Annotated in this window: 13 protein-coding genes; 6 read left to right on the top strand and 7 right to left on the bottom strand. The window is 71.7% G+C overall.

Annotated features, from left to right (window positions below):
• Nucleotides 1-43: 43 nt before the first annotated feature.
• Nucleotides 44-1000, bottom strand: a complete 957-nt coding sequence (dapD, locus tag JD276_RS09485) for a 2,3,4,5-tetrahydropyridine-2,6-dicarboxylate N-succinyltransferase (protein WP_200115411.1) — start codon at nt 998-1000, stop codon at nt 44-46.
• A 65-nt stretch (nt 1001-1065) separates the two neighbouring features.
• On the opposite strand from dapD, the gene dapE reads away from it, so the two are divergent.
• Together dapE and JD276_RS09475 are read left to right on the top strand one after the other, a co-directional pair.
• Nucleotides 1066-2184 (top strand): succinyl-diaminopimelate desuccinylase, encoded by a 1119-nt coding sequence (gene dapE / locus JD276_RS09480; protein WP_307866519.1) that lies wholly within the window; start codon nt 1066-1068, stop codon nt 2182-2184.
• Between the two features lie 73 nt (nt 2185-2257).
• On the top strand, nt 2258-2428 hold the full coding sequence (locus JD276_RS09475) for a DUF3117 domain-containing protein (RefSeq protein WP_200115410.1): 171 nt from the start codon (nt 2258-2260) through the stop codon (nt 2426-2428).
• Nucleotides 2429-2521: 93 nt separating this feature from the next.
• On the opposite strand, the gene JD276_RS09470 is transcribed toward JD276_RS09475, so the two are convergent.
• Complete coding sequence (locus JD276_RS09470; protein ID WP_200115409.1) at nt 2522-3154, bottom strand: O-methyltransferase; 633 nt, start codon at nt 3152-3154, stop codon at nt 2522-2524.
• A gap of 175 nt (nt 3155-3329) precedes the next feature.
• Here JD276_RS09470 and JD276_RS09465 point away from each other — a divergent pair, with 175 nt between their 5' ends.
• On the top strand, nt 3330-3695 hold the full coding sequence (locus JD276_RS09465; protein WP_200115408.1) for a twin-arginine translocase TatA/TatE family subunit: 366 nt from the start codon (nt 3330-3332) through the stop codon (nt 3693-3695).
• 34 nt (nt 3696-3729) lie between these two features.
• Nucleotides 3730-5484, top strand: coding sequence for a putative bifunctional diguanylate cyclase/phosphodiesterase (locus tag JD276_RS09460; RefSeq protein WP_200115407.1), 1755 nt, complete (start codon nt 3730-3732; stop codon nt 5482-5484).
• Between the two features lie 9 nt (nt 5485-5493).
• Here the strand turns inward: JD276_RS09460 and JD276_RS09455 are convergent, their stop codons facing one another.
• The 3 genes from JD276_RS09455 to JD276_RS09445 are packed head-to-tail and all read right to left on the bottom strand — an operon-like array spanning nt 5494 to nt 8473.
• The gene (locus JD276_RS09455) at nt 5494-6663 is read right to left on the bottom strand and encodes an Mrp/NBP35 family ATP-binding protein (RefSeq protein ID WP_200115406.1); all 1170 of its coding nucleotides are present in this window, start codon (nt 6661-6663) and stop codon (nt 5494-5496) included.
• Nucleotides 6660-7214: a DUF1003 domain-containing protein gene (locus tag JD276_RS09450; protein ID WP_200115405.1), complete on the bottom strand. Its 555-nt coding sequence runs from the start codon at nt 7212-7214 to the stop codon at nt 6660-6662. The genes JD276_RS09455 and JD276_RS09450 overlap by 4 nt, the downstream gene beginning before the upstream one ends.
• On the bottom strand, nt 7211-8473 hold the full coding sequence (locus JD276_RS09445) for a magnesium transporter MgtE N-terminal domain-containing protein (protein ID WP_200115404.1): 1263 nt from the start codon (nt 8471-8473) through the stop codon (nt 7211-7213). The genes JD276_RS09450 and JD276_RS09445 overlap by 4 nt, the downstream gene beginning before the upstream one ends.
• Nucleotides 8474-8547: 74 nt before the next feature.
• Here JD276_RS09445 and JD276_RS09440 point away from each other — a divergent pair, with 74 nt between their 5' ends.
• The gene (locus tag JD276_RS09440) at nt 8548-9042 is read left to right on the top strand and encodes a YflT domain-containing protein (protein ID WP_200115403.1); all 495 of its coding nucleotides are present in this window, start codon (nt 8548-8550) and stop codon (nt 9040-9042) included.
• Between the two features lie 165 nt (nt 9043-9207).
• On the opposite strand, the gene JD276_RS09435 is transcribed toward JD276_RS09440, so the two are convergent.
• Nucleotides 9208-9555 carry a histone-like nucleoid-structuring protein Lsr2 gene (locus JD276_RS09435; protein WP_200115402.1) on the bottom strand — a complete coding sequence of 116 codons (348 nt, stop codon included), beginning with the start codon at nt 9553-9555 and terminating at the stop codon, nt 9208-9210.
• 414 nt (nt 9556-9969) lie between these two features.
• Nucleotides 9970-11373: an aminopeptidase P family protein gene (locus tag JD276_RS09430; protein WP_200115401.1), complete on the bottom strand. Its 1404-nt coding sequence runs from the start codon at nt 11371-11373 to the stop codon at nt 9970-9972.
• Nucleotides 11374-11429: 56 nt separating this feature from the next.
• Between JD276_RS09430 and JD276_RS09425 the strand changes: the two genes are divergently transcribed.
• On the top strand, nt 11430-12296 hold the full coding sequence (locus JD276_RS09425) for a PHP domain-containing protein (RefSeq protein ID WP_200115400.1): 867 nt from the start codon (nt 11430-11432) through the stop codon (nt 12294-12296).
• Nucleotides 12297-12303 lie beyond the last annotated feature (7 nt).

The following is a 12303-nucleotide window of genomic DNA, read 5'->3' as shown; positions in this document are numbered from 1 at the left end:
GCCGGGTGGAGGGGAGGGGGAGGTGGAGGAGGAGGCGTCGGCGCTACGCGTGCAGCGCCGCGTTGAGCACGATGCCGGTCCCCTCGCGGGGCAGCGCCTCGACGGCGCCGGTGCGGGAGTTGCGGCGGAACAGCAGCTTCGGCAGTCCCGAGAGCTCGCGCGCCTTCACCTCGACCGGCTCGCCGTTCGACTCGGAGGTGCCCTTCGGCAGCACCACCTTCGTGCCGGCGGTCACGTACAGTCCGGCCTCGACGACGCTGTCGTCGCCGATGGAGATGCCGATGCCGGAGTTGGCGCCCAGCAGCGCCCGCTCGCCGATCGAGACCCGCTCGGTGCCGCCGCCCGAGAGCGTGCCCATGCTCGAGGCGCCGCCGCCGATGTCGGCGCCGTCGCCCACCACGACGCCCTGCGAGATGCGGCCCTCGACCATCGAGGCGCCGAGGGTGCCGGCGTTGAAGTTGACGAAGCCCTCGTGCATCACGGTCGTGCCGGGCGCGAGGTGCGCCCCGAGGCGCACGCGCGACGTGTCCGCGATGCGGACTCCCTGGGGAACGACGTAGTCGGTGAGCCGGGGGAACTTGTCGAGGCCGACGGCGGTGATGCCCGCGCTCTTGAGCTCGGGCAGCCGCGCCGCGTAGTCCGCGGGCAGCATCGGGCCGGCCGTCGTCCACGCGATGTTCGGCAGCTTGCCGAAGATCCCGTCGAGGTTCAGGGAGTTCGGCAGCGCGAGGCAGTGCGAGAGCAGGTGGAGGCGCAGGTAGGCGTCCTCGGTGCTCTCGGGGGCGGCGTCGAGGTCGATCTCGAGGTTCACGATCCGGAGCTCGACGCGGCGGCGCTCGTCCCTGCCGGCGAGCTCCGCGAGCTCCGCCGGTGCGATCCAGGGATCGCGGCTCTCGGGGCGCCGGCCGAGCGCGGGCGCGGGGAACCAGGCGTCGAGTACGGAGCCGTCGGAGGCGACGGTGGCGAGGCCGGAGGCCCAGGCGTGTCGAGTTTCAGTCATGCCTCCAGATTACCTTCGCCGCACGCCTCCGTGGTCCGGGCGGCGGAGGCGCGTAGGCTGGGCGGGTGAGCAGCAGCGCAATCAGCCAGGAACCCCCCGCCCTCGATCCCGCACTCGGCCCTGTCTCCCTGACGAGGCAACTGTGCGACATCGCGTCGGTCTCCGGCGACGAGCGGGCGATCGCGGATGCGGTCGAGGCGGTCCTGCTGGAGCGGGCTCCGCACCTGAGCGTCGTGCGCGACGGCGACACGCTCATCGCGCGCACCGAGCTCGGTCGCGAGCGCCGCGTCGCGATCGCCGGCCACCTCGACACGGTGCCGATCAACGCCAACCTGCCGGTGCGCGACGAGCTCGACGCCGAGACCGGCGAAGCGGTGATCCGCGGGCGGGGCACGGTCGACATGAAGGCCGGGGTCGCGGTGCAGCTCGCCCTCGCGATCGAGCTGGTCGAGCCGGCCGTCGACCTCACCTGGATCTGGTACGACCACGAGGAGGTCTCCTCCGACCTCAACGGTCTCGGCCGGGCGCAGCGCAACCGCCCCGAGCTGTTCGCCGCGGACTTCGCCATCCTCGGCGAGCCCTCGAACGGCACCATCGAGGGCGGCTGCAACGGCACCCTGCGCGCTCGGGTCGGCGTCCACGGGAAGCGGGCGCACTCCGCCCGCTCCTGGAAGGGCGTGAACGCGATCCACCGCGCGGGCGCGCTGCTGCAGCGTCTCGCCGCCTACGAGGCCGAGACGGTGGAGGTCGACGGCCTCGCGTACCGGGAGGGGCTGAACGCGGTGCGCGTGGGCGGCGGCATCGCGGGCAATGTGATCCCCGACCGCTGCGACGTCGAGGTGAACTACCGCTTCGCGCCCAGCAAGAGCGCCGAGGAGGCCGTCGCCTTCGTGCGCGAGTTCTTCTCCGACGCCGACGAGGTCGAGATCGTCGACCTCGCCCCCGGCGCGCGGCCCGGCCTCGACGCGCCGCTCGCCCAGCGCTTCGTGCGGGCCGTCGGGCAGACCCCCGTGGCCAAGTTCGGCTGGACGGACGTCTCCCGGTTCTCAGCGCTCGGGGTGCCCGCGGTGAACTTCGGCCCGGGTGATCCACAGCTCGCGCACGCGGACGACGAGCGCGTGCCGGTCGCCCAGATCGAGAGCTCGTACGCGGCGCTGCGGGCGTGGTTGAGCGGCGATCTGTGACACGAGGATTTCCGCGGGGCCGTGCACTAGCGGATAATAGAGAGCGAACCACCACCACTAGCGAGGAGGCGTCATGGCGGCAATGAAACCGAGGACCGGAGACGGGCCGATGGAAGCGGTGCGGGAGAGCCGCGTCATCGTGCTCCGGGTTCCGCTCGAGGGCGGGGGCCGTCTTGTCGTTTCGGTCAACGACGAGGAAGCCGCAGAGCTGCGCAACGTGCTGAACGGAGTGCTCGGCGACTGAGCGCCGGCATCAGCACGCGAAGAGGCCCGCCCCGGAGGATCCGGGTCGGGCCTCTTCGCATTCGCGCTCCTCAGCCCCGAGGCGGCTCCGCGGCTACGCGTCGAGGCGGGTCAGGGTCAGCAGGCCGTCGCCCGCCGGGGAGAGCACCGGCGCGATCGCGGGGGAGTCGGAGACCGTCGCGAGGAGGTCCCGGAGACTCTGGGTCGCTGCATCGCGAGCGGCCGGATCCGACACCCGGCCGCGGGCGAACGCGTTCGGCACCACGATGCTCCCTCCGGGGCGGACGATGGTGAGCGCGTACTCGACGTACTCCAGCAGGTGCTCGGGCTCGGCGTCGAGCAGCACCAGATCGTATGCTCCGAGGTTCAGGCGGGGCAGGACGTGCTGGGCGTTGCCCTCGATGAGCCGGAGCTGCGACGCGGGGATCCCCGCGCCCGCGAAGACGCTCCGGGCCTCCCGCAGGTGCTCGGGCTCCACCTCGATCGAGGTGAGGGTCGCCTCCCGCACGTAGCGCAGCAGCGCGAGACCGCTCACGCCCACGCCCGTGCCGACCTCGCAGATCGCGCGTGCGCGCCCGACGACGGCGAGGCCCGAGAGCTGCGCGGCGACCGCGCGGCTGACCGGTTCGACGCCGAGCTCGAGGGAGAGGCGTCGCGCTCTCGTCTGCGCCTCGGTCTCGCTCGGATACTGCTCGGCGTACTGCCAATTGCGTTCGAGCCTGCTCACTGTCTGTCCTCCACGCGTGCCAGCGGGCGGCGGGTGCCGCCGTTCATAGCGTAGATGCTGGGGCCCCGATGCCGGGACTCCCACGCCGCCGCGGCGCGAGGGCGAGCGGAACACGCCGGGCTTCGCCGACCGATTCGTCGGCCGGGCGTCTCCGCGACCACTACGATAGTGACTCATGGGGCTAACGATTGAGAAGATCATGGTGATCCTGGTCATCGCCATGTTCTTGCTCGGTCCGGAACGCCTGCCGATCTACGCCAAGAAGCTCGGCGAGCTGGTCCGGGGTGTGAAGCGCATGGCCGACGGCGCGAAGGATCGCATGCGCGAGGAGATGGGGCCGGAGTACGACGATGTCGACTGGCGTCAGCTCGACCCTCGGCAGTACGACCCCCGGCGCATCATCCGAGACGCCCTGCTCGAAGACGAGCGCGAGACGCGCGCGGCCGCACGGCGCGCGCGGGCCGAGCAGGCGGCGGCGCAGCGGCGCGCCCGCACCGAGGCGGCCGGCGGCCGCCTGAACTTCGACGAGGAGGCCACATGAGGCGCGAGCGGCGAGACCGGAGCCGCCGCCCGTCATGAACGACGCCGCGGAGCTCGCGCGTCTGCGAGAGGAGAACGCGTCGCTGCAGCGTCTTCTCGACGAGCTCACGTTCGCCCTCAACGTGCACTCGATCGTCGCCGTGACCGATCCGCGAGGGGTCATCGTCGAGGTCAACGAGCAGTTCTGCGAGATCTCGCAGTACCGTCGGGAGGAGCTCATCGGCAGGACCCACCGCGTCGTGAGCTCGGGGCGCCACCCCTCGGAGTTCTTCGCGCGAATGCGGCGAGTCATCGCGCGCGGCGAGATCTGGAAGGGCGAGATCTGCTATCGGGCGAAGGACGGGAGCGAGTACTGGGGAGACACGACCGTGATCCCGCTTCTCGACGAGCACGGCGAGCCGCGCCGCTACGTGGCGATCTGCACCGAGGAGACCCAGCGCCACCTCGCCGAGGAGCGGGCCCGCGAGCTCGCCTACACGGATCAGACGACGGGCCTGCCGAACCAGGCGTCGCTGCTGCAGCGGGTGGACGAGCTGCTCGGCGGCGATCGCTCCGGCATCTCGGCGGTGCTCGCGGTCGGCATCGACGAGTACTCCTGGGTGAACGACGGCTTCGGCTTCTCGACCGGGGACCGTCTGCTCAGGCGCGCCGGGTCGCGTCTGAGCGGCCTCGGATCCCCGGTGGAGACGGTCGGGCGCGTCGGCCCCGGCACCTTCGGCCTCCTGCTGCCGCGCCTCGGAGACGATCCGCACCGCGCGAACGAGGCGGCCGAGGAGACGGGCCGGAGGGTGGCGGAGGCGCTCGGCGGCACCGCCGACCTGGGCGACGGGGTGTCGGTCGAGATCTCCGCGACGATCGGCTACGCGACCTTCCACGCCGACGCCTGCCCCGCGACGCAGCCGCCCGTGACGGCCGCCGACGAGGTCCTGAAGGCGGCCGAGATCGCGCGGAAGCGCGCCGCGCTCTCCGGCGGTCGGACGCGGCTGTGCCGCTTCGAGCCCCGGATGCTCGACGAGGCGCAGAGCCGGGTGACGCTGGCCTCGGATCTGCGGCGGGGGATATCCGCCGGCCAGCTGCGGCTCTACGCCCAGCCGATCGTCGACCGCGACCGTCGGGTGATCGCGCACGAGGGCCTGCTGCGCTGGGAGAGCCCCGCCCGGGGGCTCGTCGCCCCGGCGGATTTCATCCCCATCGCCGAGCAGACCGGCATGATCGTCGAGATGGGCGCCTGGGTGCTCGAGGAGGCCTGCCGCGTGCTTGCGGGCTGGGCGGAGCGCCCCGAGACCGCTCACCTCGCCTTCTCGGTGAACCTCAGCGAGCGGCAGCTGCGCGCGAGCGACTTCGTCCAGACGGTGTGCCACGCCCTCGAAACCCACGGCGCTCCGGCCGAGCGGCTCAAGCTCGAGATGACCGAGAGCATGTTCCACACCGACATCGACCGCACCGTGCGCGTGCTCCGAGCGCTGCTCGCCGAGCACGTCAGGGTCTCGCTCGACGACTTCGGCACCGGCTACTCGTCGCTGAGCTATCTCAGGCAGCTCCCGGTGCAGCAGGTGAAGATCGACCGCTCGTTCGTGACCCGCGTCGTCGAGGATCCGGACGAGGTGGCGATCGTGAAGACGATCGTCGACCTCGCGGACATCCTGCGGCTGCAAGTCGTGGTGGAGGGGGTCGAGACGGAGGAGCAGTTCGCGGTGCTGCGTGAGCTGGGCATCGACGCGTTCCAGGGGTATCTCTTCGGGCGGCCCGCCCCCGTCTCCGAGATCGATCCGCTCGCGGCCGGCGGCTGATCGGTCGGTTCAGCCGCGCGGACTGACCCCCAGGCGCCGGCCCGCGAGGCCCCGGCCGCGACCCGCGATCCCGGCCGCGATGCGCAGCACCTCCGCGGCGGCGGGATCCTGCGGGCGGTCGAGCACCGCGGGCACGCCCGCGTCGCCGCCCTCCCGGAAGCCGGGGCTTAGGGGGACGCTCCCGAGCAGGGGCACGTCGCCGTGCTCCTCGTCGCTCAGGCGCGAGGCGACGAGGGCGCCGCCGCCGGAGCCGAACAGTTCGAGCACCGAGCCGTCCGGCTGCCGCAGACCCGACATATTCTCGATCACACCCGTGACGCGCTGCCCGGTCTGCCGGGCGACGAGGGCGCTGCGCACCGCGACGTCGGCGGCCGCCTCCTGGGGCGTCGTGACGACGAGGACCTCGGCCTGGGGGAGCAGCTGGCCGACGCTGATCGCGACGTCGCCCGTCCCGGGGGGCAGGTCGAGCAGCAGGACGTCGAGATCGCCGAACCAGACGTCCCGGAGGAACTGCTCGATGGTGCGGTGCAGCATGGGCCCGCGCCACGAGACGGCGGTGCTGCGCGGATCGGCCTCGCCCAGGAACATGCCGATGGAGACGACCTTCACCCCGAAGGCGACCGGGGGAAGAATCATGTCGTCGACGCGGGTCGGCTGCTCCGTGCGGCCGTCGCGGCTGAGCCCGAGGATGCCGGGGATCGAGAATCCGAACACGTCGGCGTCGACGAGGCCGACGGAGAGGCCCTGCGCGGCGAGCGCCACCGCGAGCCCCGCCGTCAGCGACGACTTGCCGACGCCGCCCTTCCCGCTCGTGACGGCGATGACCCGCGTCAGCGAGTCGGGCCCGAACTGCCGGGGTCGCGCCTCCGCTCCGCCGCGCACCCGCTCCGTGAACGCCCGCCGCTGCTCGGGGGTCATCACGCCGACGTCGACCCGCGCGGCCGCGATCCCGGGGGCGCTCTCGGCGGCCGCCAGGGTGTCGGCCTCGATGCGCCGCGCCGCGGGGCACCCGGCGATGGTGAGCAGGATCGACACCGACGCCTCGCCCGAGGACGTCACGTCGACCCCCGTCACCATGCCGAGCTCCGTGATCGGTCGCAGGATCTCGGGATCCTGCACCCGGTCGAGGGCGCGCCAGACCGCCAGCTCCTCGGCCGAGGCCGACTCCCGGGCCCTCACCGCGGATCCCGGCCGTCGGCATCGGCGTCCGTCGACCGCCCGGCCTCCCGCCGCTCCGGCTCCGGCTCCTCGGAGAGGTCGGCGATGAGGGCGCGCAGCTCGGCGCGGACGAACTCCCGATCCGGCAGCTCCTTGAGCGCGAGACGCAGCGCGACGACCTCGCGGGCGAGGAACTCCGTGTCCGCCAGGTTGCGTTCGGCGCGCTGCCGGTCCTGCTCCATCTGCACCCGGTCGCGATCGTCCTGGCGGTTCTGGGCGAGGAGGATCATGGGGGCCGCGTAGGAGGCCTGCAGCGAGAGGATCAGGGTGAGCGCCGTGAAGCCGAGGGCCGCCGAGTCGAACCGCAGATGATCCGGCGCGACCGTGTTCCAGACCAGCCACGCCACGCAGACGAGGCTCAGGATCAGGAGGAACCACGGAGTGCCCATTCCGCGGGCGATGCTCTCGGTCCAGCGGCCGAAGCGCTCGTTGCCGCCCCGTCGCCGTCCCTGCCCGCGGCCGCCGCTCATGCGGGGCGCGTCGAGGCCGGTGTCGCGCCTGAAGAGGTTCATGCGCGCCCCCTGCGAATCGGTGCCGCGGGTTCGTCCTCGGCATGACGCCAGTCGTCGGGCAGCAGGTGGTCGAGCACGTCGTCGACCGTGACCACCCCGACCAGGCGCTTCTGGTCGTCCACCACGGGGAAGGCGACCAGGTCGTAGCTCGCGAGGCGGCGCGACACCTCGGCGGCGCTCGCGTGCACGGGCACGGCCTCGATCTCGGTGTCGATGAGGGCGCTGAGACGCTCGTGCGGGGGGAACCGCAGCATCCGCTGGAAGTGCACGAGGCCGAGGTACTCGCCGGTCGGGGTCTCGTACGGCGGATGGGTCACGTACACGGCGGAGGCCATGGCGGGCGGGATCTCGGCGCGCCGGATCATCGCGAGCCCCTCGGCCACGCTCGACTCCGCCGACAGCACGATGGCGGCCGGGCTCATCAGCCCGCCCGCGGTGTCCGCGTCGTACTCGAGCAGGCGTCGCACGTCCTCGGCCTCCTCGGGCTCCATGAGGTCGAGCAGCTCCTCGCCCCGCGCCTCGGGAAGGGCGGCGATGAGATCGGCGGCGTCGTCCGGCTCCATCCGGTCGAGCACGTCGGCCGTGCGGTCGGAGGGGATCAGCGCGAGCAGGGCGAGCTGATCCTGCTCGCTCATCTCCTCGAGGGCGTCGGCCACGCGATCGTCGGGCAGCTCGCCGATCACCTCGAGCATGCGGGGCTGCGGCAGCTCGAGCAGCGCCTCCGCGAGGTCGGCGGGCTTGCGGTCCACGAGGGTCTGGATCAGGAGCTCCGCGGAGTGCGCCCCGACCCGGTCGCTCCGCATCTGCACCTCGTTCCAGCGCACGATGCGCGACTCCCCGCGGGTGAGGCGCCCCGCGGGCTTCGGCAGCCGGACGAACAGCTCCGAGACGATCCACTCCCCGGAACGCGTCCGGTCGATCGCAGCGTCCTCGATCGTCGCCGTGCCGCCCTCGGTGAGCGTGACCTCGCGGCCGATCATCTCGGCGATCATGCGGGTCTCCCCGCCGCGCTGCTCGAATCGGCGCACGTTGATGAGGCCGGTGATGATGACCTGGCCGGCGCCGATCGACGTGATCCTCCCGATCGAGACGAACACCCGGCGCTTGCCCGGGATCTCGACGATGAGGCCGACCACCCGGGGGGCGCTCGCGGCGCGATAGACGACGAGGACGTCGCGGACCTTGCCGATCCGGTCGCCCACGGGATCGAACACGCCGCGGCCGGCGAGACGCCCCACGAAGATCCTTGAACTGCTCACACACCTACGGTAGTCCTCCGAGCTGTTCGTCGCAGCACCGCGCACCGCGGCCCCGGACGTGGGACAATGGGGCTATGAGCTCCTTCGGCCCCTCGTCCCGCCGCCTCCCCCTCGTGCCCGAGCTGCCGAGCGGCGACATCATCTCGACGTACGACCGCTACCAGGACGCGAAGAACGCGGTCGACGTGCTGGTGCGGGCGAACTTCCCCGTGCGCGAGGTCTCGATCGTGGGCAACGACATGCGCAGCGTCGAGCGGGTCACCGGCCGACTCAGCTACGGGCGCGTGGCCCTCATGGGGGCGCTCTCGGGAGCCTACCTCGGGCTCTTCCTCGGGCTCCTGCTCTTCATCTTCCAACCCGACAACGCCGCGATCGGAGGGGTGTTCGCCGCCGCGATCGCCATCGGCGCGGGCTTCGGCATGCTCTTCGGCGTGCTCTCGTACGCGATGAACCGCAACCGGCGCGACTTCTCATCGGTCATGCAGATGGTCGCCACCCGCTACGACCTCGTCACGGACGCCGAGCTCGTGATGCGGGCGCGCAGAATTCTCTCCGGACAGCCGGAATGACGCCCTCCCGACAATCGGCGACAATCGGCGACAATCGGAATGATGTTCTGCGGGCCGGCGGAATGAGGCTCTCCGGGCATCCGGAATAGACAGCCGACGGTCGGAACGGGAAAGCGGGCGGGATCCTCTCGGATCGCCGCCCGCCTCCGTGCTCTCGGTGCCGGACTAGCCGTTCGCGGCCTCGTATTCGGCGACGAGCCTCGCGGGGATGCGCCCGCGGTCGGAGACCTCGTGCCCCTGCGCGCGGAGCCACTCGCGAATAGCCGAGAGATCGCTCCCGGATCGCGAGGCGTTCGGCTTCGACGCCCGAGCGCCCCTGCCTCCGCCCGTCGACCTGCGGCCCTTCTGCACGTATGCGCGCAGCGCGTCGCGGAGCTCCGCCGCGTGCTCGTTCGTGAGGTCGATCTCGTAGCGCACGCCGTCCAGCGCGAATCGTACGGTCTCGCCCTCGTCGGGGCCGATCTCCGTGCCGTCGAGGTCGTCGATGAGGATCTCGGTGATCTTCTTGGCCATTACTCGCCTTTCTGCCGATGGATGAATTCGCGGTGAACACGGTGACGAATGTCGAATAGCGATTCGAGCGCCGTGGAAAACGATGTCATTGGCAGTATAGGGCGATAGAGAATTCGAATTGCTGAATCTCGAGTATCTCCGTCGAATTCCGCGAGGAAGGGAAATGCTGAATGGGAATTCCCCGACCGGGGTGGAGATTCTCGGAGCTATCCGATATCGGGCGATGAGCGAATAGACCGCGAATAGACCGCGGATACGGAGCGGATCGGCATCGCCGCCAGCACGGTTCGGCGAACGGGCGCCGTGGCTGCCGCCGTGTGCGGCACTGCGGGCTACGCCGACGCTCCGCGCCGTCGTGACGCCCGCTGCCCCTCGCTTCGCTCCGTGGGCTGCCGCCGTGTGCGGCACTGCGGGCTACGCCGACGCTCCGCGCCGTCGTGACGCCCGCACCCACTCCTCGACGTCGTCGGGGGTGCGGGGGATGTCGGACGAGAGGTTGATGCACCCGTCCTCGGTCACCACGATGTCGTCCTCGATCCGGATCCCGATGCCGCGGAACTCCTCGGGCACGGTCAGATCGTCGGGCTGGAAGTAGAGCCCGGGCTCGATCGTGAACACCATTCCGGGTTCGAGGATCCCATCCATGTACATGTCGCGGCGGGCCTGCGCGCAGTCGTGGACATCGAGCCCGAGATGGTGGCTGGTGCCGTGCACCATGTAGCGGCGGTAGAAGGCGAAGCCCTCGCCGCCGTCGCCCGTCGGCGCGAGCCCCCACTCGCGCGTGCGGCGCTCGATCACCGCCATCGCGGCGTCGTGCACGTCGCCGAAGCGGATGCCGGGTCGCACGATCGCGCGTGCGGCGTCCGCCGCCTCCAGCACGGCCTCGTAGACCCTGCGCTGCACGGGGGAGAAGGAGCCGGAGACCGGGACGGTACGGGTGATGTCCGCGGTGTAGAGGCTGTCGAGCTCGACGCCGGCGTCGAGGAGCAGCAGGTCGCCCTCCCGCACGTCGCCGTCGTTCCGGATCCAGTGCAGCGTGCAGGCGTGCGCCCCCGACGCGGCGATCGTCTCGTATCCGACGGTGTTGCCGTCGAGCCTCGCCCGCTGGTTGAAGACGCCCTCGACCACGCGCTCGCCGCGGGCGGCGGCGCTCGCGCGGGGCAGCGCCTCGAGCACCTCGTCGAACCCCCGTGCCGTGGCGTCCACCGCGAGCTGCATCTCCCGGAGCTCGAACTCGTCCTTCACGAGCCGCAGCTCGGAGGCCGCCCGGGCCACCTCCGCGTCGTCGAGCGTCCGATCGTCGCTCGTCGCCTCGAACGCGCCGAGATCCGCCGTCCGCAGGTCGAGCGCGGCCGCGACCTGCCTCAGCGAGGGGCGCGCGCCGATCCAGAACTCGCCGATCTCGGGGTTGGCGAAGAACTCCTCACTGTCGCGGCCGGCGCGCTCGCGGAAGTACAGGGTGGCCTCGTGGCCGTCGGCCACGGGATCCAGCACGAGGATCGAGCCGGGCTCCGCCTCGGAGCCCCAGCCCGTGAGATGGGAGAACGCGCTGTGCGCCCGGAACTGGTAGAACGTGTCGTTCGAGCGCTGCTTCATCGCCCCGGCGGCGATGACCAGGCGATCCCCGGGGAAGCGGGAGCCGAGGGACTCCCGCCGCGCGGCCGCGAACGGGGCCACCGGCGACGGATCCGGGACCGGCTCCTCGCGCTCGGCCCAGCCCGACATGATGTAGCCGAGGAACTCGTCGGTCCGGGGGGTCGTGCTGCGGTTGCTGTTGTCGATCTCCGCCTCGTGCGTACCCGTCTGGTGCTCAGTCATGCCCGCCATTCTCTCACCGCAGGCCGAGGACGGCCCTCAGCGAATACCATGGGGGAATGCTCCGCACTGGAACGCCCGCGACGTCACGGGATCGCCGCTACGACCTGCACACCCACTCCGTGTACTCCGACGGCACCACCTCGCCCGGTGCGATCGCCGAGGAGGCCGCCGGGCTCGGGCTCGCGGGGTTCGCGCTGACCGACCACGACACGGTCGACGGCTGGGACGCCGCCCGAGCCGCGTCGGAGGAGCACGGCGTCGACTTCCTGCCCGGCATGGAGATCACCACCCGGCATCGCTGGCGCTCCACGCACCTGCTGGCCTACGGCCCGGATCTCGGCCGCGGGCGCCTGAGCGAGGAGATCGCGGAGGTGCGCCGCTCGCGCGTCGAGCGCGCCCGCGAGATGGTGCGGCTGATCTCGGCCGACTACCGCATCAGCTGGGAGTCGGTGATCGGCGACGGCGACGCGAGCACCGTGGGCAGACCCCACATCGCGGACGCCCTCGTGGTGGCCGGGTACTTCCCACACCGCAGCGCCGTCTTCTCGGATCTGCTCCGGCCGGGATCCCCCTACTACATCGACACCTACGCGCTCGAGACGCTCGACACCATCCGCATGGTGCGGGAGGCCGGCGGGGTGCCCGTGCTCGCGCACCCCGCCGCGGGTCGGAGCAGCCGTCCGGTGGATCCGGCGGCGCTCAGGAGCTTCGCGGAGGCCGGCCTGTGGGGGATCGAGCTGTCCCATCCCGAGAATCGCGCCGAGTGGATCCCCGGTCTTCGGGAGCAGGCGGGGGAACTCGGCCTCGTCGCCACGGGCGCGAGCGACTATCACGGTGCGGGCAAGGCCAACCGCCTCGGCGAGTGCACCTCGGGCGCGGAGGTCGTCGAGGCCGTCCGCGCCCTCGCGGCGGTGCCGCGCTGACGGGAGC

The sequence above is a fragment of the Leucobacter chromiisoli genome (assembly GCF_016522505.1).
GTDB classification, from domain to species: Bacteria; Actinomycetota; Actinomycetes; order Actinomycetales; family Microbacteriaceae; genus Leucobacter; species Leucobacter chromiisoli.
This window is presented reverse-complemented; position numbering and strand designations above follow the sequence as displayed.